Source organism: Nocardia pneumoniae NBRC 100136, assembly GCF_000308755.1.
In the GTDB taxonomy this organism is placed as follows: Bacteria; Actinomycetota; Actinomycetes; order Mycobacteriales; family Mycobacteriaceae; genus Nocardia; species Nocardia pneumoniae.
Genome location: NZ_BAGF01000016.1, coordinates 150,796 through 176,247, shown reverse-complemented (window position 1 = coordinate 176,247; position 25,452 = coordinate 150,796). Strand labels below are relative to the sequence as shown.

Here is a 25,452-nt window from a genome sequence, read left to right as displayed (position 1 = left end):
TCGGGGTTCCCGGTTCATACTCTGATTCGAAGAGTACGACTTGCTGTTCTTCGTCGAGACTATCGGCTATGTTGCGGACAAATCTATTTACGATTCTGTTCTCGAAATTCGAGATCTCACTTTCCGCCAGACCTGAGGGAAGCTCGTTCGCCGCAACCGCCGCGAGGCTCCTGTCGAACCAGAATCTCGCTGACAGCCATCCCTGCTGGGTGGCGGTCATCGCTTCGAACTGCCGCTTGAACTCGGCGACACGAACCTGCTCCAGCGCCTGATACCCGGGATCGGACTCCGGTATGTCGCGCGAGCGCAATGTAGCCAAGATCCCGGCACGAATGCGGTTGAACCTGGTGCTCTCGACCAGGTCTCGGGCAACGCCGCGTAGCCACTGCCTGGCGTCCACACCGGTGGGAACGAGCCATCTCTCACGCTCAGCGAACTCGAACAGTTCGATGTTGATCTGCTGCGCCAACCGTGCCAGGCGACGGTTACTTCGATCGCCCAGCATGTCCAATATTTCCCAGAAGAACTGCTGACCGAACAGGCCACGCAGCCGCGCGAATGCCGTCTCGTCGCGACTCTGAGCGGCCTCCAGCAGCGCCGCCAGGTCCTCACCGCCACGCCTGCCCGGCCAATCCGGCCGGGCCCCCAACGGCTTGACCGGCCCCCGCGGCGCGGGCTCCTCCTCAGGCGCCAGCGGCAACTCCGCTCGACCATCTTTGAAGAACGCCATGACGTGCACATCGCCCACAGCCACGCCAGCGCGCTGCACCCACTCATCCACCGCCGCAGCGCCCACGATCCAGCCGTCCTCGTCGGCGCCCGGATACGCATCGTCGAACGCCACCACCTCGCCGAGGAAGTCCTGCAGCTGCGGGAACTCCGCGACCAGCGCATCGTTCACCTCCACCACCGCAACCGCATGAGCGAAGTCAGCACCGACTTCCAACGCCCCGACGACGAGGCCCACATCGTTGCCGCGGTCACGCACCCGCGCCACCATCGCATCCAAGCCCTCGACCCCGGCCCCGGACGGCTCCTGCTGCCAGTTCGCGGCCAAACCCTTCGCGAACCGCGTGCCGAACAGGCCCTGGGAGGCGATCTCGCGGTCGTCGAGTGATTCCGGCCGCATCTTGGACGACTGCTCCGGGCCCGCAAAGGCCACGGCCACACGCTGCACCTTGACCCCACACAGCCGCTGCGGCGGATGGTTGTCGGTGTAGTCGTAATCGGCCGTGGCGGTCTCGATATCGGGGATGTCCCCCGCCGCGGGCCGCCCCTGCACCTGCGCCGCCCCCCGGGCCTGCGGCCGCCCGCCCATCGCCACAAAATCGGACTGCGCTTCCGTCGTCGCTGTCGCCCCACGACCCCGACGGCGCTGCCCCGCAACTCCGTCGGCCGGTGCCGGCGATCCCGTCGTCGACGAACCTCTGCTCCGGTGATACCAGTAACGGAGATCTTCGACCGCTTCGGCCACCTTGCGCCGCGCCTCGGCGCTGCCGCCCCCTCGAAGCACGCGGCTGACCACCGTCTGCGATACGCCCGCACGCGCGGCCACGTCGACCTGTTTGGCCTGGGGAACGAACTCGCCTGGAACAAATTGCCCGTTGGAGAAGTGACCGGGTGTGAACCTCTCCGCGACGAAGTCCGGATCGATCGCTGCCAGCAGTTCATCTGGAATCGGCTGGTATCCGAGCCATTGAGCCGCGACGAGGACGCGCTGTTCCTCTTCGGTGTACACCGGACTACGCCTACCGAGCACGGCGTCGACCGTCTGTCTGGGCACACCGGACAACTTGGCTACATCGACGACAGTGGGTTGCTGTGCCAACTCTCTATCGTCGAGGCCCAGGAAAGCAGCAACCAGGTCTGCCGCCTCGTCGGAGTCGACCCGCTGCGATGCGGCCGCCACCCCGGCGCGGTCGAGGCTCTCCGGAGAGGTCCCAAGCAGGTCTGCCAGCTGGACCCGCAGTGCCTGCAGCTGCTCGAACCCTCCTTCGCGCATCGACGAATACCAGTAGCCGAGCTCGTTGGCCGCTGCCCGCACACGCTGCGCGACCTCCGCGGAATGCCCGGGCTCGCCACGCAGCACCGCACTGACCACTGACTGGGTGACACCTGCTCGACGCGCCACCTGCTGCTGGGACGGTTGTTGGCGGAAGTGTCCTCGCACGAAACGGTCGTCAACGAAATGTCCGGGCGTGAATCGCTCCGCAAATGCGGCGTCGATAGCGCCCAAGAGGCGAGCCGGGATCCGGTAGCCCAACCACTGGGCGGCGACAAGGACCCGTTGCTCTTCTTCCGTGTACGACGGCCAGGCCCGGTCCAGTGCCCTGCGCACAGTGGCCTGGCCGACATCGGCCAATTGGGCCACATGGAACAGCGTGGGCGGTTGCACCGATTGCCACTCGTCGAGGGCGAGGAAACGACGTGCTGCTTCGGCCAACCGAGTGTGCTGTGCGTCGGTGCTGTCGCCGATCCGGTGCATCGCGGCCACCACCGCAGCACGATCGACCTGTTCGGTAGGCACTCCCAGCAGCTCGGCCAATTCCAGCCGCAGTACTCGAACCTGTTCCACATCGGCGACCTGCGGACGTGCGTACCAATAGCCGAGTTCGTCGGCAGCTGTGCGCACCCACTGCGCGTGGTCGCTGTCCGCTGGGATTTTTCCGCTGAGCACGTCGCTGACCACGGACTGGGTGACGCCTGCTCGTCGCGCCACCGCCGCCTGGGTCGGCTGCGGGTGGAAGTACGCAGGTACAAAACGGCCTTTGACAAAATGCGCGGGAACGAATTTCGTCGCCACGAACCGCGGATCAACGGCCGCAGCGAGAGCGGACGACATCGGATACCCAAGAATCCGTGCGGCGACGAGAACCCGTTGTTCGACTTCGGTGTAGACCGGTCCCCGCCTGCTCAGTATCGTGCCCGCGTGATTGCGGGGAACATCGGCCAATGCGGCCACGTCGGCGATCGAGGGCCGCCTCGGCAGTACGCCGAGCCGGGTTGCCGCATCCCGTACCTGCCGCCACGACGCCACGTTCACGTCCTCGCGCGCGAACACGCGACGCACAGTGTCTTCTGACACGCCCGCCGACTCGGCCAGGTCGGCTACGAACTGCTGGGGCAGCTGGATTCGGGCCAGAACCTGCGGCGGCAGCGGGAACCCGAGCCAGGTCGCCGCCCGCAGTACCGCCCACACCACGTCCGCTCCCACGCGGTCACCATTGAATACCCGGTGGACGCTGCTGATCGCCACCCCGGCTTCACCGGCAACTTCCGTCAGCGTTACCTTGTGCGGCGCGGACGGGCGGGACCTGATCTCCGGGGGAACCGCAATTCCGAGCATGTCGGCCGCCGCGAATACCCGTTGTCGCAGCTGAGCGGACACCTCGTAGTCCACGTCGGCGAAGATCCGGTTGACTGTCGTGTAGGACACCTCGGCCAAGGCCGCAACATCCCGCTTGGTGGCCTTTCGTTTCGACGGATGCGGCGCTGGCGGAATCTCATCCACGAGCTCGGGGGCGATCCGTCGTATCGCGCCGATCACGCGCGCACGGGTATCAGGATCCACCCAGAGCCCCCGGCGCACCCGCTGTACCGACGCTTTGGACAACCCGGCGGCACTCGCGATCCTCCGTATCGGCCACTCGACCGGCGGTCGCGCAATCGATTCCGGAAGCTCGAACCCGATCCGCGCAGCCGCCTCGGCGATCCGCCGCCATGTCGAGTAGTTGACCCGACCACCGTTGAGCAGATTGGCGATGGTGCCGCGCCACACACCGGCCTCGCGAGCCAACCGTGCCTGAGACGGCGTTACCGGAGGCGACACCACAATGGCTTCTGGAAGCTCGAGCCCGAGCCGAACAGCCGCTTCGGCGACGTTCCGTCGAGTCTCCTCGGACACCGGACGGCCGTCGAGCATGAACCGCAAAGTGTGCCTGTCCACTCCGGCTTGCTTGGCCAAAATGGTCCACTCGAACTTCGGAGCGGATTCGTGGATGGAGACTATTTCACCGTCTCGGAACTCGTATTCGAATTCCGTCATCGCGGCCATCACTCTTTCCCGAATGGAATCGGGAACCGACTCTCCCCTGGCCACCCGCAGCACAACGCGATACGACACTCTCGCGCGATGCGCAACGCGGTGCGGCGAGACCTGATCGGGCCGACGCTGCGGCCTGGCGACATCCTCCGCCAGGACGTATCCGATCCGATTCGCGGCCCGTACCACTTGGTCGTGCACCCGTGGGCTGACCGCTTTCTTGTTCAGCACAAGAATGACCGTTCGCAGCGGCAAGTCGGCCACAACGGCCAGATCCATTTCGGTGGGCGGCCTACCTGCATCGAGGAATGCTGCGACAGCCTTGTCCTGCTTTTCCTGGGGTGTCTCCGCCTCGGCAGCATCGATACCCGGGCTCGGCGCCTGATTTTGTTGCCCCTGGGCCTGTTCCGCCATCGACGCATCGGGGTGGGATGGGGCGAACAATTCGGCCAGGTGCGTCATCGCGGCGTGTCGATGGGAAGCCGCGGTGTTCCGAGTCACCATCATTGCCCGGCTCGCCTCGAGCAACGGCTGCCCTTGCAGGATTGTCAGGTAGGTGATGGCCTTCTGCTGTGCGGGGAGAGCGGCGACGGCACGCGCCAGTTTCGTGAGGTCCCCGGCAATCGCCTGCCCGAGTGTCGGAGACACCGCCGACAGCCGCTCTATCACATCCGCAACCAGTCGACTGTAGGCCGGGCCCGGTTCCGGAAGTCCGTTCAACCATCCTTCGATATCGACAACCGGCGGCTCCGGCACGTCGAGCAACGAAATCATCAAATAATCCGTCGCGACAGTCTCATACCAACTGGGAGTGGCCTCGACTCCCATGATTCGCAAGGCCCGCTCGGGAGGAAGCCCCCGCAGGAACCTGAGGTTGAAGTACTCACGCGAGCGGGCAGGAATCTCCTCCGCCGCGCGTCGCAGCTTCTCGAGGTCGCCTCCCAAGGCCGCCACGACCTCGGCAGGAAAGCGGGCGGCCACCAACCTGTTCAACAACTCGTATTGTGGAGTGCCTGGTGGCGGCAGCTCATGCAGCGAGATCCGGTACTCAGCGAAGACGGCGTCGGCCAGCGTGCGCGCCGCGGCTTTGTCCAAGATCTCCGCGGACGAGCCCGCACCCAGTCTCATAGCCCGGGACAGCGCGGCCTTCTCGGGAGCCTCGAGACCGTAGCGCTGTCGCAGCCACTCCCGGTGTGAGTCACGGAGACTGCTGTTCAAGGCATGTTCGATCGCGACCGGCGGCGCCGAGACCAAAACCTGGGCGCGCCATTCCGATGCGGCTGCCGCGTAGCTATCGTCCCCGCCCGCATCGGCACGCACCCGCTCCAGGGCAGCCGCGCGAACACGTTCCGCAATCCTGCGATCCACCGCTTTGCGCGCGATACCGAGCAGCCAGTCGCGGACATCCTGACCTTCAGGCGGGTTCCAGTTGTAGTGCGCCGCAGTGGCGAGCACGTCGTCGACGGCGCCGCGCGCCAACGACACGGCTTCCATGCTGCCGGTCATGGCCCGCACTTCCGGGAAGATCTGTCGACCGAAAACTTCTTGCAGGCGTCTCGACGCGCTCGACGCGGCAGAGCCACCCGCGCGCGCCGCGGCCAGCAACTGCGCCACCTCACCGCGCCCCGGCTGTTGCTGTCGGCCGATCAGGGTTCCCGGCTTGTCCCGGCCCGCAACTCCGGCTTCCGGCTGGTAGCGGACCTCCGGAGTGCCGTCGGCCTTCCGGATGATGGCGTAGGTCTTGCGTACCCCCTCTTTCCGTTGACCCTCGACGTGGTCGTGGGTTTCCTCCGTGGGTTCGGGACGCTGGATGTGGTTGCGCTCCAGCGCTTTGGCCCACGTCCAGTCGCGAACTTTCACGGTGCCGTCGGCGTCGACGAACATCTCGTAGGTGTGCGAGCCGACCGCGTTCGGGTTGTTCTCGTCGAACGATTGGTATTCATCGACCACCACGGCGGTCGCGCCGGGGCCGAGGGCACGCAGGTGATCGGCGATCTTGTCGTGGGCGGTCGCATCCTGGTCGGACTCGAAACCGTTCTCGTGCCAACCAGCTCGCAGCATGTCCTGGTATTCGTCCGCCGAGCGGCCGTCCAGCGTCTGCACGTCCAATGGCTCGGGGACCAGGTGGGGCCACCTGCGGTGCTGGGAGCGGGCCACGTTCGTGGTGCAGGTCGCCGGATGGCCCTCCAGCTCGTGTTCCAGCAACGGCAGGTCGTAGGAGGTGTCCGGCACCCGGTAGGCGGCCAGGTTGGCACGATCCACCGGTTCATGTGCGTCCCAGACGATATCGACATCTTCGAAGACGTACAGCGCCCGCGACAGGTTCATCGCGGCATCCGTCAAACCTGCCGCTTCCGGCAACGCGAAGACCTCGACATACGGCGCGGACATGCCGAGCGTTCGCCGAGGCTGCACGAGGCCGGGCAAGTCTTGGATCAGCTCCAACCCAGCGCTGTCGTCCGGCAGCTGGGCGGCGAAATACACCACCGACGCGTGCTTGCGGTAGGAATCGCTGCGGGCGTTCACGTCGAAGTCGTCGGCGGCATGGCCCAAGCCCTCCGGCAGCGACCCGCCGGTCACGCGGTCGACCACGGTCACGGTGACCCGGTTGGCGGTGTCGACATCGCCGAACGCGACCATCAACCGATCGGGTCGGCCGGATCCGCGCAGGCCGAGCGACAGCACGTGCACCGGCGGATGGCCGGGCAACGAGGCGGCGCGCTGTTCGGCGGCTTCCAGCTCTCGCACCCGCTGTCGCAGCAACGCAAGCCGGTCGCGTTCGGTTGGCGTGAGCGCGTCCTGCTGCTCCAGCGCTTCCAACGCCGAAATTTCCCGTCTCAGCAGCCTGCGGTTGGCGCGGTCACGCCACCGGGCCGGAACACCGGATTGGTCGGCGATCTTCTCCGGCGCGCCTTCCACCAGGATCCAACGCTCGTCCCAGCTCAACCGCTGCCATCGCGGGGCCATGTCGGCAGCGGTGTAGCTGCCGAAGTCGCCGAACTTCCGCTCCCACAGGTGCGCTGCCCGCGGGAACGCCTCGGGGTTGGGCGGGTCTTCCGGCAATACCTGCCGCTGCGATTGTCCGGCGTCCGGCTGTGGCGGTTGAGCCTGCTCCGCCCGGGGGGCGATATCGGTCCGGGTCCGGTGGCCGCCGCCCGGTGCGTCCGGCTCGAATCCGCCACGGTAGGAAGCGAATCGGTCGTCGTCGAACGCGTCGCGCACCAAGGCGGTGTCGGCGTCGTCGACGACCACGATGCGGATCTCCGGTTCGGGCGCGAGGCCGGGACGGCGTTCGGCACGCACACGGCGGTCTTCGATCAACCCGGCCAGGTCGCGGGCCAGCCGCTGCGGATCGGTACCCTGCCACACTGCTGCGGCGCGCGATCGGCGGCCGCCGCCGCGCTGCGGCAGGCCTTCCTGTTCGGCGAGGTGGTGGTTGGCCCGGCGCAGGCCCGCGCGCAGCGCCTCCGGGCTCGGCGTGCCCGCCGTGACGAACACCGTGATCTCGTCGGCGGTGGTCAGTTCATCGATCGACACGAACGAACGGTCGTCGATCAATTCGCCCAGCGGCAACGCGATCGGCCGGATCGACGCGGATCCGCTCAACTGGCCGGTCAACCGGTCGGCCCGGTTCAGCGCCGCCACAATGGCTTTCAGGCGCCGCACCTCGGCCCAGTCGAAGTTGTCGTGCCGTGCGCGCATCATCCAGGCGAGCCTGCGCAGCACCGCCGTCGTGCGGTGCGTGTCGACAATGCCATCGGTGTTGGCGATCAGGTCCGCGGCGTGCTCGGCAAGGGCACGCTTTTCCGGCTGGCTCAAGCTATTCCACAGTCCCGCGCCCGCAGCCGGTGTGAGGCCTTCCCGCTCGAACATCCGCCGCAACGGCGCGGCCGGATGGTTTTCGGCCTGGGGGTATTCGTACTCCGTCAGGTCGAACGCGGGCACTGCCCCATCCGCGCCCACCGCGACCGGCCGTTCTTCCACGACCGCTATCGGCACGTCGAGCTCTGTCACCAGCTGCTGGTGCGCCATCTGAATCACGTCGACGCCGTCGCCGTGGCCGACCAGCGTGATCCGCGGCGGCCCGTCGGGCCGGTCGGCGATCGCCGTCACCAAGTGGCGGGTCAGCGCGGCGGCATCGAGATCGTCGATGCCGACGTTGTGCGGCGCCCGATCGTTGACCGCATCATCGTCGTCGACCGGCAGCACGGCGATCAGCGCCGTGGATGGATCCCACAGCTGTTCGGCGGCAAAGACATCGACAATCGCTCCAGCGTTGTGGACGACCCCGGCGCGACTACGCGCGGTGTGCGCCACGTGCACCTGCAGGTTCTGTGCGGTGGCCGGGTTGCCGAACTGGAGCACGATTCGTCCCCGACCACCCTCGTCGGCCTCCTCATCGAAGGACAACAACAGCGCGGGTACGGTCCCAGCACGGGCGTGCACCTCATCGAGGGTGAGCTGCACCGCTTCCAGCTCGGTTTTGCGTTGCGCATCTGCCGGATCGAGCGGGCCGCGCACGGCGTCCAGCCGCTCCAGTTCCTGCCGCAATCGTTCTCGGTTGCGCGCGTCGATTTCCCCGGGCGACGCGTTGTCGTCCGGCGCCCTGGCGCCCAGATTGCCGTGGCCGCCGAAGTCGCGGGCCCGGACCGCGGTCGGCTTCCCATCGACCCGCTTCCCGTCGGCGCCGAGCGGGTGTTCCGCGGTACCGTCGGCGTTGAAGACGATGCCGTACACGCCCAAGATGTTGCGCGGCTGTGCCCACTTCGCGAACGTGGTGTGCACGACCCGCTCGCCCAGTTGCTCGCGCACCATGACCAGGCCGGTTTTCTTGTCTTTGTAGATGACGAAGACGTGGCCGCCGACCGCGCGGCGGGCGCGCCCGGTGAACTGCACCGCGCCGAATACCGCCCCGCCATGTTCGCGCACATGGTCGGCGATGGCGTCCACCGACTCGAACCCGTCCTCGTGCCAGTCGGCGTTGGCCGCGCGCGCGAACTCGGTCCAGCCCATGCCCGCGGCTTTGATCCGGGGATCGTCCGAGGCGGGCGGGTTCACGTTCAGGCCAAGGTCGTCGCGGCCGAACCGCAATGCCGCCGGGCCGCAGATCTTCGGGTGGGATCCGTCCAGATGTTCCAGCGCCGCATCGGGTTTCGGCTTCTCGAACCGGGCCACGTCGTCAACCGTCTGGTCGCCCTGCCGCTGCCGCGGCATCCCCCAACCCGCCGGCGGCCGCATCGGTGCCCGGGGCCGATCCTGTCCGGTCACCGTGGACGTCGGGAAGACGTGGATAACGCGGTGCTCCTGGTCGATCACGATCAGCTCGCGCAACTTGCGCATGCCACGGCGGCGCAACCAATCCCGGATCTGGTCGGCGGTGACCGTGGTGTTGGACAAGTTGACCACCAACCGGTCGGCCTGCTTTTCGTCGAGCTTCTCCCAGATCCGGTACATGACATTGCGCAGCGTCTCGGTGCGCGGCGCGTAGTGATCGAAGATCCGGCCTTCGATGCGGTAATCGGGGTTCTTGTCGCCCTTGACATCCGGGTTCTGCTCGATCCGGAAGCCCAGCTTCGCCAACAGCCCGGCAGCCTCGTTCTCGAGCCGCAGCTGCTCCAAGGTGGCCTCGCCGGCCTTCGCCGGGTACGGGGTCGGCTCTCCTTCCGGCATCGCCGTCGGGTCGGGCTTCCCGGACGGCAGGGTGTGCACCGGCCCGCCGGAGGCCGCGCCGTCGCCGACCGGCGAAACCTCCTGTTGTTCCTCCTGCGCCAGCCCGATGTTCGGCAGTCTCTCCCCGGCGCTGGTCGGGGCCTTGGCTGTGGCGGCGGTGTACCGCACTGCCGGTTCGCCATTGCCGTGGCGGAAGATGACGACAGTTTCCAGGACTTCTTCCCGGAGACGGGCCGCGACCTCCGGGGTGTAGAGCTCGTCGTTCTCGGTGACGGCGGAGGGCTCGAGGGCGGCGCTATCGGTCGAATCTTCTTGGCTCCAGGAGCGGACCCGCACATCGCCGTTCCGGCCCACGTACATCTCGTAGGCGTGTGCGCCGATCCTGTTCGGGTTGTCCGGGTCGAAGTGCGCCTTCCGGTCGACAACCACGGCAGTGGCGCCGGGGCCCATCGGGTCCAGCATGTCGGCGATCCGGTCGTGCGCGGTGCGACCGTCGATCACCTCGGGGCCGACGGGCTCCGGGTGATAGCCGGCCCGCAGCAGGGCAGCGAGCTGGGTATCCCGGCGGCCGTCGGCGCCGGCGTCGGCCGGCTCGGGCAGGTCCAAACCCATCCACGTTGCCCGCTGGGAGCGGGCCACGTGGGTGGTGCAGTTGGCCGAGATGCCCTCGAGTTCCAGTTCCAGCGAGGCCAGGTCGGCGGTTTCCGGCGACATGTACGCCGTCTCGCCTTCGCCGGGAACGACCGGAGCGGATCCCCATTCCACACCGAGGACGCTCCGCTCCAGGATCGATCTGTCGTTCAGCGCGTCATCGAAAATGTCCTGGCCTGCGGGCAGCGCGTCCACTTCGAGTCCGGCGATACTCCGCCCGAGCTCGACTTTCCGATACCGGCCCTGCACCGTCATCATCTCGACGAGGTTGTGGTTGAGCGCGCGGCCCGCTGACTCGCTCGATTCGACCACGCTCGGGTCGAACGAACTCAGATAGGCGACCGAGGCTTGGCCCGGAACGAAAAGCCTTCCGGCGTGGTCCAGGGTCGACAGCAGCTGGCCTGCGTTGTCCGGCTCGATTCGCCCGCCGACAGTCAGCTTGACCCGTTCGGCGATGTCGATGTCGCCGAACGTCACGACCGCTTCCCCGGTGCTGAAGTCCAGCTCTGTGTCGGGCCTCGCACCCAGCCCCAAACTCAACACGTGCACCGGCGGGTGACCGGGCAACTGCGCGGCCATCTGCTCGGCAGCCTCGAGTTCCATCACACGGTTGTGCAGCTGTGTCCACCGGGCGCGCAGGCCGGTATCTTCCTCGCCGCCGCTTTCCTGTTCTTGGGCGGCCAGATCCCATTCCAGGGCGAACAGTTCCTGCGCCAGGATCATCCGGTTGGCACGATTGCGCCACCGCGCCGGAATTCCGGGCTGTTCGGCGATCTTCCACGGCAAACCCCGTGCCAGCAGCCAACGGTCTTCGCGGCTCAGTGTCTCCCACTTGTCCGCCAGCTCGTCGGGACGGGCAGCGGCTGCGTCGCCGAACATGCTGCGCCACAACGCCTGAGCCCGGGCCACCACATCCGGGTCGAGCATCGGTTGCGGCAGGACCTGTTCGCGCGGCATCGCCGGGGTGGCGTCACGCGGCCAGGAAGGACCTTCCGGTTCCGGACTCCTGGCGGTGGCTTCGCTCTCGCCGATCTCGAATTGCTCCCGGAAGTCGTCGAGCCGCTCATCGGCCAGGGCGGCGCCGATCAACCCCGCGTCTGCGTCGGCATCCACGGCAGCGGCCAGGCGGATCGTCACCCCGGGATGGGCCAGCGCCAGCCGGGCCAGGTCCGCGGCAAGCCGGCCGGCATCGGTTCCGTGCCACAGCCCGGCCGCATGCGGCAAATCGAGCATCTGTGCAGTCGCCCGCTCCAGGGTTCCCCGCACCTCGCTTCGCAAGATCTCCGGAGTCGGTGGCGCATCGGCGACGAACACCGTGATCTCAGTCGGCGGGTCTTCGGGGTGGTCGGCCAGCAGGAAAGTCCGGCTGTTCGAATTTTCCCGCACCGGCAGCGCCAGTGGATGCAGCCGCAAGCCGAAACCGCTGGTGACCTCTGCGGCGATGTCCAGGCCCCGCCGGAAAGCGGCCAGCCGCGACGCGTCGACCGGACCGCGCGGATCCTGCAGCGCCGCCGCGAACCACTGCCGCAGCGCCTGCTCGCGCGCGGTTTCGGGGATACCGTCGAGCTCGGCGACGAATTCGGCTGCCCCCGCCAGGAGCAGATCTGGGCGACCGGTTTCCGCCCACAGCGCCATCACGTCAAGCGGTGTGAGGCCGCGCTGCTCGAATACCCGGCGCAGCTCATCGGCTGCGGACTGCGCCGCCGTGTCGAGCGTCTGGTGCGGCGGCAGCTGGAACTCGGCGGGCCGGAAGGCCGACGGGGCGAGCTCCACGGCTGGCAGCTCCCGGATGGCCGCAACCTCCTGCGCCCATGCCCCTTGCGCAGCATGCACGACCTCGACACCGTCGCCGTAGCCGACGAGTTCGAACCGAGGCGGCGTCTCCCCACGGAGCTGCCGCACCTGGTCCAGCTCCCGGACCAGTGCTTCCGCGTCGGATGCGGCCAGGTCGACGGTGTAGGGCGCGCGGCCCCGGACAGCAGTCGTGTCATCGTGGCGGAACACCACGACCAGGGCCACCGAACCAGGCCGTTCCGCATCCGTCAGCAGGTCGAGCATCATCTCGGCCTGGTCCCACAGCATGTACAGATCGGTCGAGGTGTCCAGCACGACGCCGAGCACCGTCTCAGCGGTAGCGGTGTCGCCGTATTCGAATACGATCCGGCCGCGATCCGCGTCCCGGTCGTCCTGGTTGAACTCCAGCAGCCGCGGTGGCTCGAGCCCTCGGTTATCGGCATAGCCGCCGATAACCTCCCAGAGCCGCTCGATACTGTGCAGCTCCCGGTGTCTTTCCCATAGCCTTTGCGCGGAAAGCGATTCGATCTGCTCGCGCAGCACCGCCCGGTTGCGGGAATCACGTTCTACATTCGGGTTCGGCGGGCCGCGGTCGTCGCGCGGCAGCCCGGCCAGCAGGACGTTCGGCCGGTCGTCGCCGACCGCCATCCGGTCGTCTTTCACGAACGGGATGGCGGCGTCGCCTTTTTCGTCGATAACGATGCCGTGCACCCGCAGGATGCCCAGTTCCTTGCGTTCTCGCACCCACCGCCACACGGCGCGATCGCCGCGGATGATCTCTTCTTCGCCGTCGACCCATTCGTGGACGACCAGCTGGTTGTCTTCGTATTCGATCTCGAAGGCGTGCCCGCCGGCGCGGCCGCCGTGGCGGAACATCATGGCACCGAGCGCGGCGCCACGGATACCCCGCACATGCTCGACGAGGTGGTCCAGCGAGGCGAATTCCTGCCAGTCGGCGTCGACCGCCTCGGCCGCATCCAGTTCCGGCACCCCGGCCAGACCCGGGTCGGTGATCCGGGGCAGCTCCGGCCAGTCGTCCGGCAGTTTGCCGCGCCGCTGCCGGAAGCCCACCAATCGGTTCGCCCCGACCGGAACGCAGTTGGGCGCACCGTCGTGCAACGGACGCTGCGGCTCATGTGTGGTGGGGACGACCGGTTCGAACCTGTCGGTGATCTCGGCCAGCACGGCGTGGATCTCGGTGTCGATGTCGGCGCGCGCAGCGACGGTGGTCGCGTCGTCGCGCCGCTGGACCAACGTGTACAACCGATCGGCCTGGTCCAACAGCAGCCGGTTGCGGCGTGCGGCCTGCAGGTGGCTGTCGATCACCGCGGTCAGGTTGCGCTGCTGCAGATACCGGCGGATCAGATCCGCTGCCGCGGCCTCCATCAAGCCGGGGCTGGTGAGCAGTCGTTCCTGCTCCTGGTGCAGGTAGCGCACGGTCAACTGCGACTGTGGCACACCCAGGGCCATGGCCACGTCTCGGTGCAGCTGCGCGCGCTGCCGTCGCGCCTCGCGCAGCGTGCTCGAATCCACCTGATCCGGCTGCAAATCGTGGTCGGCGAGATTCATCCGCTGCATCGCCAATTCCATTGGCATCGCGCGCAACTGCTCGAGCAGCGTGTCGACTCCGGGAACGTGCGCCCGGCGCGCGAAGTGCCGGACTTCGGCGTCCGCGATCACCAACTCCGGAATCATGCGCAGCAGCGCCTCGGCCCGGGCCTGGTGGCCTTCGTCGTTCGACTGCAACACCAGGGCGGTGAGCATCTCGACCGGGTCCGGCCTGCTTTCCTGTGCGGCCGCGCGCAGCTCGGTGTCCATGTGGTCCAGAGTCAACGGCAGATCCAGCGCCCGACGCAGTTCATCGCGCGTGTACGGGGTCGGGTCTTCTCGAGCCATCTCCTCGGCCAGCGACTCGATCAGCTCGATGGTCGACTGCCGCTGACGCAGCCTACGAACCTGCGCCGCAACCAATTCCATGGTCGCATCCGTATCGGACGCCACCCAGTGTCCGCGATCGCGGGCAGTGCCGAGATATTGCTTATAGCGGCGCTCTGCCGCGTCCGCGATCACCACCCGAAGCGCCAGGGGCAATAGGGCATTGCTGGTCCGGTCATCCAGATCGCCGGCGCGCAGCAGCACCTCGCGGACAGTGTCCATCACGCGATCGGGCGCCAGCTCGGCCTTGCCGACGCGATGGCCGGCTGCGCGCAACAGCCGGGCGATGTCATCGATGGAGCTCTGGCGCCGAATACGTGCGGCGTCGAGTTCGACCCGCAGCTGCCGCTCGGGGTTTCCGTACCAGGAGTTGTCGTCGTCGTCGGCGATCACCGTGTCGATGTCGTCGAACATCCGGTCCGGCCGTACCGAGGCGAGCGCAGCGACCGACATGCCCTCGGACCCGGTCACCGTGCTGTCGAGGTGGTTTTCCGGTCGGCGGCCGTACGGGTCCTGCCCACGGCGTACGGCGTTGCGCTCCGCGATCAGGCGTTCCAGCTGCTCCGCGGCAGCGGCGGCCCGGTCCTCGGCGGATGTGACCGGGTTGCGCCCATGGCCACGAACCAGTGCGACGAACGCGGTGTCGCCGTCGTCCAGGTTCTGGAATACCCGGACTGCCGAGCGCACTCCGGAGCTCAGCACGGCGTCGTCGAATACCGCCCAGTACACCTGCTTTGCGGTGTCCGGGTCCCCGAACGCCATGGTCACTTCCCGGGTGTCACCGTCCACCCGGTGCGAGAGTCCCTGCACCGGAACTCCGCTGCGCACCACGGCCGACAGCATCCCGTGGATGGCCTTGTGACCGGTAGCCCACTGTTCATCCTGGTCCGTCCGATCGGAAAAGCCTTCGGTGAACAGGACAACCTGTCCGGCCACGTCGCGAATCGCCACGGGTAGCCCGGGAGCCTCGGCCAAGATCTCCGGGTGCAGCTCCAACAGGATCCTGTGCACGTACGGCGGCCAGGTGCGCCAGGCTTCGTCGTTGGCCGCCGCCAAGCGGCGTAGCTCGGCCAGGTCCGCGTCGGGGGCGGGCAGCATGCCGCGGATACTGCCTATCCCGGCCCATTCCAGCGCGGTGAGCACCACCGCGGCGGGGTCCTTCTGTACCCCGCGCCACCCTTCCCCATCCTGCACCAGCAGCGAGCTGTGCGGATGCGGCGGCGGCACGAGTGTCTCGACCGCGAGCTCAGCACGGACGACCGAGACCGCGAGCGACTGCAGCCGACTGTCGAGTCCGGTCATCCGGATGGTCGCGAGGGCGAGAGCCCTGGTCTGTGTGCTGGCTGCCAACAGGTTGATACTGTCCGGCGGTTCGGCGGATTCGTCACGGGTCACGACGAGTTCGGTGAGCTGCCGGGCCAGGGTGACGTCATCGGTCGGGTAACTCAATACCGCCGCAAACGAGTCACCGGGATAGACCGGTGTCACCTCGTTCATCATCCGAGCCAGATCCGGATCCGTGACCGGGTAGTCGTCTTCGTCGGCAACCGGCGGCGGCGGAACCGTACCCTCGGCGACCTGCACGAACAGCTTCCGCGCCCGGCGCACCTCACCGACGGCGAGCATCGGGTGCCCCGGCTCGCCGGCCCGCGGGAACGCCAGCAACCGCACCGGCGGATGTCCGGGCAAATGCGCGGCCCAGCGTTCGGCCACTGTCAGCCGGTCGGCCCAGGCGTCCAGTTCCGCCAGCCGCGCGGTGTTCTCCGGGGTGGGGTCGGCAGCGCGCAGCAGGTCGCGTTCGCGGACCAGCCGCATCCGGTTCACCGCGTCGCGCAACGGATCCGGCAGGTCCTGGCCAACCAGCTCGTCGGCCATGGTGTGCAGGATCGCGTCCCGGTCGTCGGCGAAACTGTGTGCGTTCCACCGCTGTTCGATCTGCTGTAGGCGCAGCCTGCGGCGCGCGTGCGCCCGCTCGGCAGGCTCGAGCGCGTCGAACCGGCCTGCGGCATCGGCGGCGGCGACCGATTCGTCCGCCAGCCGCAGCAGATCGCGCCACGCGTCCTGCGCCGCGTTCAAGTGCTCGTCGGTGTAGCGAGGGTCGATGGTCGGCAATCCCGGGCGCGGCGGGACATACCCGGGTAGCTCGGCCGATCTGGCACCGATGCGGACGTTCTTGAAGTCCAGGCCCGCGACCGCCTGCGACTTGCCGTCCGGGCCGAGCGGCCGGGCCGGGGTCCCGTCGGCTTTCAGCGCCATGCCGGCCAGGCTGTCCACGCCGCGCTGGCGGGACGCCCAATCCCAGAACGAAGTCTCCTCGCCGTTGTCGATCACCATCACGGTGTCGCCATCCCGGTACACGGTCACCGCGTGCGAACCGACCTCGGTCGGGTTGTCGAAACCGCGGTAGCCGAGCACCGCGACCACCACGTCACCGGTGGACAGCACCCGGTCGTGCAGCGCACGGAAGGATCCGAAACCGTCCTTTTCCCAGTCCGATCCGACGATCTCCGGCGCCTGCCTGGCGTCCGTCCCTGGCAGGCGGGACCGGTACCGCAGCCGTTCCTCCGGCACCGGCCTGCCGAGTTTCGCGTAGGCGGCGTCGGTGGCCTGCAGCAGGCAGGTGTTCTGATCCGCGCCGCGCAGATGTTTCCGGGTGGCAGTATCCGGAGGCTCGTGGTCGAAGGCATCAGCCGGGCGTTCTTCGACGAGCAGGGCGGTCAGCTGTGCGCCGAACCCGTCGGCCAGCGCCGCGTCGATGCGAGCCAATTGCTCGGTGGCGGCATCGGCCGCGACCGACGTGGCGAGTGCGGTATCCAGTTGCCGGAACGATTCGATGTGCGCATCGAGCGCCGACTGCTCCCGCGGAGTGCGGCGGGTGATCGGCAAGGTCTCGACCTGCGCCACGGTGAGCTGCTCGGCCGACAGCCCGAGTTCGGCCAGCACTGATGCGCCGATTGTGTCGGCCAACGCGACCCGGGCCTGGTCGTGCGCCGCAAGCAGCTGTCCGGTTCGCCCGGACTGTATTTGCTGCCAGCGCATTTCCACACTCACCGGGTATTCGGCCAGCGCGTCGTTGGCCCGGTCGAGCTCTTCCTCCACCCGCAGCCGCTCTGCGGCCAACACTCCGAGCCGCTCGGCATGCTCCTGCAGCCGGCGCACCTGTGCGGCCAACCTGTCCCGCAGCTCGGCGTGGCGGATCAACTGCTGCAGGTCGTGCCTGATCTCCGCGACCGTTCCCGCCGCACCACTCTCGGGCCGGTAGGCCAGGACGTCCTGGTATACCGCGGTCAAGTGGGCGACCTCGAGCCGGTCGGGTAGAAGCTGGAACCAGTCGACGGAATAGCGCTGCTGGAGGTCGTCCCGGCGTCTGGCCAGGTGCTCCTCGGCCACCTCGGCACGCGCCTGTGCCTGGCGCAGGGCGGCGTGCATGTTGCGCAGGCCGTCCATCTGGTCGGCGATCGCGACGATCTGTTCCAGCTCCGCGATCTCGTTGTCTACCAACGCACACAAACGCGCCATCGCGATGCGCTCACCGAGTTCATGTTGGTCGTCGAACCGCTGGGCCAACTGCGAAACCCGGGCCGGGGTGAGCCGTGACACCGGAACTCCCGACACCGACGCCAACCGCTCGGCCCAGATGCCGCGCGAGAGGCGGACTTTCGCCAGTTCCGCGACCTTCCCGCTGACGGCTCCGAGGGTCACGCCCTCATTCCCGAGCAGCGTGCGCAGGTCGGTGCGCTGCCGCTCGAGCATCTGCCCCAACAACCACATCCCGCCGGTTGCCGAGGCCGGCGCTGCGGTGCGCTCGTCGAGCACACCCAACTCCCGCGCGGTCCGCAGCAGCCGGTCCAACCTGGTGTCGAAGTCGGCTATGAGCCGCCTCAGGGTGTCGAGTTCGCTGTCATCCCCGGTCCGCATCGACCTGCGGTGGTCGTCGATCGTCGCCGCCTGCTCACGCAACTCGGACAACCCGTCGAGCAGCAGCTCACACTGAGCGCCGGTCAACAGATTCAGCTCGAAGTGGGCCTGAGCCCGGAAAATCGCGGATTCGACGAGGTCGATCTTCGCCGCACGCGCGGGCGGCGCCACCGCGCGCAGCTCGTCCAGGTAGACACCCGACTGGGGTGCGACGGCAATCGTTTGCTCCGACCGGTCGCCACCGATCCTGCGGCCCATCGCGGCCACCGCATCGATGATCCGGCGGGTGCGCCGCTGGGCGCCGAACGGCACCGGCCGGGTGAAGGCGCTGCGGTGCTGGGCCGCCCGCTCATCGGCCAGCGCTGCCCGGACCAGGGCACGGTCGGATCGGTCGGCGTGCAGCCGGATCGCGCCCGCCCCGGTCCGCTCCGCGGCGAGGTTCGCGAGATCGGCGGCCAGCAGGGCCGGGTCGTCGGCCTGCAACACCACTACTGCCACTGATCGGTCGGGGTGTGTCCTGCGTTCTTCGGCGTATACCCCGGTCGCGTCCCGCAGGCCGATGCGCAGCGACAGTGCGCCCGGCTGCCCGTTCACCAACACCACCACCTGGTCGGCGGTGCGCGGGTCGCCGACGGTCGCGAATGTTGTTTGCCCAGTCGAGCGCAGGGCGAGCGCCGGGACACCGGGTAGCGCCCGCGTCCACTGCCGGGCCCGAGCCAGGACGTGTTCGGGGTCCATTCCTGCGTCCGGCAGGCGGTCCGCCACGGAATCCCACACCGCGACCCCGTCCTCGCGGCAGACGACTTCGACCGTCGGCGCCGGTTGCCGGGGCGCCCGGATTTCGTGCGTCACCTGGGTGAAAACGATCCGGTGCACCAGGTTCTCACCGACCGCGGTGACCGTATCCGCCGAAGCGCCCCTGTCGCCGTACCGCAGCACCGCGACCGTGGCCGTGACCCGGTCGGGCAGGTTCTCCACTTGTGCGAGGTCGGCGGCCTCGTTCACCCGCGCAATCAGCTCAGCGGGTCCGGCAGCATTGCGTGGCACGAACCAGACCTGGTGTTGCGCAACGGCTTTGCGGTCGCCGAATTCGATCTGCAGGACCCCGTCGCCGTAGGAGACCAGGTGCACAGGCAGGCCCAGCGCCTTGCCGCGGGCGTCGGCGACCTTCAACGCCTGCTGGATGTCCTGCAACTCCTCTAGCCGAGCATGCCCGTCGGCATCGAGCACACGGTGGCGTGCACGCTCACGCAGCACCTCGACTTCGTTCCAAAGCGCGGTCCGGTTGTGCCGGTTCTGCAACTGGCTCGGTACGACTTCGGTGGCGCCGAAAATCTCCGGGTGTTCGGCGGCGAAAACCTCACGGATATCGGTGTTCTGATGCGCGCTGGTTGTGTGATCCCAGAACTGGACCGCCCCCCGCGCCATAGCCCGCGTAGCGGCCGGGTCGACCCGGGCGCCCGCGGGATGGACGAGCTCCCCTACGTCCGACAGACCCGCCCGCGCCACAGCGGCGCGCACCGCTTCCCGGCGGGCGGCGGACTCCCCTTGCGGATCGGGGTCGCCTGCCACCGGCACCCCCGGCATGTCCCGCCCGGGCTCACCGGGGAGATCGCCTTCGCCCAGCGGCCGCTGCGGCGCCAGGCGCACGTCCGGACGGCGCTCCAGCACAATGCCGTGCAACTGCCCACTCGGCTTGTCCCACTCGGTGAACGGCTTGTCGATGACCTCGTGGCCCCTGCGCTCGTGCACCCATACCGCGCCGCCGGGGCCGCGGTACAACACGAACATATGGGCGCCGACCGCGCCATGGGTGACCGTGCCCAGCACGACCTCGCCGCGCGCGGCCCGCTTGCGCATCGATTCGAGATCGTCGAACCCGTTCGGATGCCATTGCGCACCAAGTATTTTCGCGATATCCGCGGGCATCATGCCATTGGCATGGATCGCGGTGTCGAACATCGACGGCGGAGTGATCTGCACGCCGAGGACTTCCTTGACGAACCACAGCGCGTCGACGGCGCAGATCTTCGGCACCCCGGCCAGGTGAATCTGCTGAGCCTCGCTCGACGGACCGACCCAGAGCGCGTCGCCGGCACCGTTCGGGGTGGGTGCGGCGGGCGGTGGCTGAGTGGGAATCCCCATTCCGTCGGTGGGCGCGGACGGCGGTTGCGTGCCGTAGCCCGGTGCTTCCTCGACGACCAGCGACGCGATCTCGTCCAAGCCGTCGTTCAGTTCCCGGTCGCGCCGGGCGATGGCGTCGATTCGGTCCGCGATCGCCACCACGGTGTCGACCAGCTTGTCCAATTGCAAGAACCGTTGCGCCGCAAGCCGGGCCTCGGTCTGGTCCGGTGCCAGATCCAGGAGCCACACTTGCTCGGCGGTCAGCTCCTCCGGTGTTGCCACCCGCTGCTCGTCCGGTAGCAGCGCCAGCAGCTGCCCGGCCTGATCCGTGCGCAACTGCCGAGCCGGTTCCGGTCGCGGCTCGACCGTGCCCAACTGGTCCCGGGTCCCGGTCTTGTCGAGCAGGTCCTCGAACTCGGCGATGTGCGCTACCAGGTCGGTGTCGGCTTCGCGCCGCTGCCGGGCCAGCTCGTTGACCTGACCGGCCCGGTCATCGAGCCGGTCGACCAGGTCCTGCCATCCGGCGTGGTCTTCGGCGGCCTTGATCAGCTGCCGCAGCAGCGCATCACGCGCGGCCCAGTCGGGGCCGACGCCGAACAAGTCGGCACGCGCATCGCGCAGCTGGTCGAGCACATCCGGCCCCCACCCGAGGCCGTCGATGCCGACGATGTCGTCGGGGTACAGATGCCCGAAGTCGCGTAGCCGACTCGAGAACCGCCGTTTGGCGGCCGCCCGCTGCCGATGCGCGTCGCGCAACGCCCGGGCCGCCGCGTCGATCTTCGTGATCTGATCGGCGGTCGCGCGGTGCGCCTCGGCGTTCACCCGGTCCCACATTCGCGCCAGCGCCGCTTCGTTGTCGCGGCGCAGGGCGATCAGGTCGTCACCGAGCCCGGGCCGAGGTGAACGCGGGCGCGGCTGCGCCGCTCGGGCGATATCGCCCAGTTCGTTGTCCAGCAGGCCACCGAGCAGGAACAAGGTGACGTCGTGCGCGTCGATCCCGGCAGCCAGCTTCAGCAGGTGACCGGTGTCCTCGAATTCCCGGACCAACCGGGCGCGGTCCTGTTCGCGGTCCTGTTCCAGGGTCGCGATCGCATCATCCGGCAGTGGGGCGGTGTCCAGCGGCGCCAGCTCGTCGGCACTCAGCGCCGCCGGATCGCCGCCGGTGTAGAAGCTCAGCAGCAGCCGGCTCGATTCGAACCGGTCGGACAATTGTTTCAGGGACGCGCTGGTCTGCCGTCGCCGTCCGGCGTCAAGGCCGTAGACGGTCGAGTCGACGTTTCGACCCCGGACCTGTCCGGGCCGCGGCACCGGCTCGTCCTGCTTCAGAAACAGCCGCCGTGCCAGTTCATCCAGATGCTGTGCGGCAGCAGCCAATCGCTGGGATTGCTCCTCGGCGTCGAGTCTTGCCTCCGGGTCGAGCCCATGATCGGCGTGATCCCGAGCAGCCCGCATCGCCCGCTCCAGGGTGACCAGGTGCGCGATTCTGGTGCCGGCACGTTCGATGTCCGTGATCATCCCCAGCGTCTGCTGCAGCCAGAGAAAGTCCTCTTCGATGGGGGTCGGATCCGGTTTGGCGGCCAGGTCGGCCACCGTCTGGGCAACCAGCACCTCGTCGGCCAGCACCGCGACAGGCACGCCGAGTTGCTCGGCGACCTGTTTCCGAACGAAGTGGTACTGCTCGCGCCATTTCGCGCGGAGCGCCGATTCCGGATTCAGCGCATCGGCCAACTTCCGCGGTGCGACCCGCTGCGCGAGGGCCGCCATCCGGCTCGCGCGGGATACCGCGTCTCGAATTGCCGAGGCCACCAGGGCGGTGCCGAGATCCGGGTCCGCCGTCCGCGGGCTGTCGTGGTCGTGCACCCGATAGGTGACCGCGGGCATCGGTTGCGCGTTTTCGATAGCGGCGAGCGCCCGCGACTCGAAGACACCGGCGAGGTGGTCGACCAGATTGCGGGTGTTCGGGCCGCGGCAGATCACTGTCGCCACCGACTTGCCCGGGTTGGCGTCGGCGAGCTGCTGATGCCGTGCCAGCGCTATTCGACCGATCTCCTCCAGCGACACCGGATTCTTGCTGCCCGCCGCCATGTGGACCTCGACGTGCTGCGCTTCCTGGACATCGCCGACCACGACGAAGTCCGCACCCGCACCTTGGTAGGCCGGCAAATCCAGCGACAGCACCGATATCTTCGGCGCACCGGGCAGGAAATGCGCCGAGCGAACCAGCCGGGTCAGGGTCCGGTGGGTGTCGGCGAGCGACTCCACCCGGTGTCCGCTTGCTTGCTGCTCGGCACGGCGCAATTCCTCGGCGAGCAGGATCATGGTGGCGGTATGACGCGCAGACAGCGGCGCGCCCGCGAGATTGCCCAGCTGCTCCGGTGCGACAGCCAGGAGGTCGTCGAGCATCCCGGCCTTGCCCGCCAACGTCCGCGCGACCTGCCACGCGCGCGGTTCGAATCCGGGTTCGAGCGCCAGCAACGCGACCAGCACCTCGTCGGCGTTGCGCTGTTGCTCGTCGGTGAACTCTGTGCGTTCCACGAGCAGGTCCCAGGGTCGCCGACTGACGGCTGGCTCGCCGTCGAACTCGGCGCGCATGCCGGGCACCAGGCTCGCGGCCGCAACCACGTCACCGCCGTCGAACTCGCCCGTGAGCAGGACGGTGTGCGCGCGTCCCGACCCACGGGCTTGTCTGGCCGCGTTCGCCGCCGCGACGTGTCGCACCAGCCTTGTGACGTCTGCGCGCCGCCGTGCGTCGAGGACATCGTGCCAGGATCCCTGGGGCGGGTTGCTGTCACGGAAGTCGTAGTCGACCAGCACGACCACCGCCACAGTGCCGGACGATTTCCGTTGCTGCGCGTGCAGATCCTCAACCGCACCGCTGACGATCGGCTGCACGTCCTCCGGGTCGGTCATGGCGCCGGGCTGGCAGTAGATCACGGTGTCCGCGGTGGCGGCGTCGCCGATCTCCAGCCGCATTTGGAACCGGCCACCGTGCGCGACCTGCTCGCCGTCCGAGCCGATATCCGGCAGGTGTTCGGCTGACCGTAGCCGCAGCGGCAGGCCGTGTTCGCCTGCCACCTCCTCCGCGATCTCGGTTACCTGGTCGACGAGAACCTGGTCGGCGAATTCCAGCTGCTCGGATTGCAGGCGCTGCGCGTCGTCCCAGTCGATCCCACGCACGCGGTGCCGGACAACGTCCTGCCGTAGCATCTCCTGGAGATGGGTGGGCAACGGCTCGGCGGACAGCTCGCCGACCGCGCCGAGCAGCTCGGGGTAGTGATCCAGCAGCTCGTCCTGCAAACCCATTCGGGTTGCCGTGTCCCAGATTTCGGTCACGACCCGGCCCCGCCGCTGCGCCAGTTCGACAACACTCTCGTCGCTGTCCCCGGGGAACAACACGGCCTGCAGGCTCGGCGCTCCCGCCCGGGTCAAGACCTCCCGCAGCATCGATCGGAGTTCGGGCGGCGCGGCGTCGATCCCGGCCGACTGCATGTCCGGCGGCAAGCCCGGAGCGGCCCCGACCCGGAAGTCCTCGTCGTTGTCACGCAGTCGCAGAACCCGGTCGCGGGCGTACACATGGTGCGGCGCGCCTTCGCTGTCCAGGAACAGGGCGAACACGCCGCGGCCCACTTCGTCCGGGGAGACAGTGAGATCGCCCTCGAACACCCCCATGCCAAGGTCTCGGCGCTGGATATGCGCGTCACCGTTGTCGTCGACCCACCGCAGCAGCCAGTAGGTGTGGCCCAGCTCCCCGTTGCCGCTCGTACCGGGCACGGTCGGAACGAACACCACCGCACCGACTTTGTTGCCGCTGCCCTCGCGAACAGCCTCGCGCTTGGCAGCCCACTCGCCTAACATCTCGTCCAGGTCGGCGACATCGGCCACCTGCTGTGCCTTGAGCGTTTGACGCTGTGGGGTCAGCTGCCCCAGTGCCTGCTCGACCCGACTGACGAATGTCCCCGCCATGTCGGGTTCGCCCAGCTTCGACAACAGCGTCTCGACGGGAATCCCGTACACCTCGGCGATGTCACCGAGCGTCGCCCGCGCACACTGGTTGAGCTCATGGGCGAGCAGCGAACCCACCGGGGTGACCCAGCTTCCGGTGTCCGGACGCTGATAGGACACCAACCCCGGCCCGGCACCCCGATCGACTGCGGCGAGCGCATCCTCGGTGGTCGCAACGGACAGCGCCTGGTCCAACTGGCCTTCGAGATCGTCGAGTTCCCGGTTGAGCCGGACGTATTCGTCGGCGAGGGGCACCAGGCTGGAGAGCTGGCCCGCTTGGGCCAGCGCTGCGTCCAGATGGATCTGCGAGCCCTGCTGAACCAACAGGTCCAGAGTTTCGGCGAGCGCCCGGTCACGCAGGCGACGCACCTGGTGCGGCCACAGTAACGGAGGTCCGAGCTCGGCCTCGGACATGCCGTTGGCCTTGGCCTGCTCGAGCACCCGCGCGTCGATGTAGCGGAATCTCTCCAGCGCGGCTACGCGCCGTCCGACGACATCATCGACCTGGCGCACCTGCACATCCAGACGCAGGGAGGTCAACGCCCAGCGGCGGTACTCTTCGGCGGATTTCTGCAGTTCGTCGAGCACCCGGCGGTGACGGGCCAATTCGGCAGCGGTCTTGCCGCTCCGCCCCATCGCCTGATCCAGGCGGGCCCGGCGCACGTACACATCCTGCTTCATGTCCTGCAGGCTCTTCGAATCCCGATAGCCTTCGGGATCCACCGGGATCCGCTCGGCGGCAGGGGCATCGGGGAACCACAGCCGATAGAGGCCGCGCGCGGCCGTGTACCGGTCGGCGGCGGCCTGCTGTCGCGCGTGCGCATGCCGCCGGGCCGCGGCCAGCGCGTCCAATCCCGTCGACCAGGTCGTCAGCCGACGCGCTCGGTTCCTGTGCTCGAGAAATTGCTGCAACAGCTGGTAGGTCTGGGCGGGCACCTCCGCGGACCCCGGTTGCGCCCGGTCGAGTATCTCCTGAACCAGGGCCGGGGTCACCGCGGCGGCCGGTATCCCTTCCGCTCGGGCGATTCTCGTCTTCGCACGATTCAACTCGGTCAACAATCGGACCTCGCTGAACTCGGACGGCTGTAGTCGCCCCCGGGACGCCTCGGCGAGCTCGTCGGCGGCAAAGGCAGCCAACTGCGCGGCGCGGTCGTGTTCCACGGTGATGTCCGCGGCGAACCGGTCGAGGTTCTCACCTGTTGTGACACCGGAATCCGTTTGCGGAGTCTGCGCCAATTCCAATGCCGCGTCGAATGTCTCGGTAGCCTCCTGGGCCTCGTGGATCGACTGCTCGACAGCGACGAGTGCATCGGTCA

At 68.2% G+C, this 25,452-nt stretch carries 1 protein-coding gene (only partly in view); it reads right to left on the bottom strand.

Annotation, left to right across the window (positions count from 1 at the left end):
- On the bottom strand, positions 1 to 25,452 hold part of the coding region annotated (locus ON34_RS03965) for a protein phosphatase 2C domain-containing protein (protein ID WP_157172163.1) (this coding region is incomplete at its 3' end). 16,711 nt of the annotated region lie beyond the right edge of the window; 25,452 of 42,163 annotated nt are visible.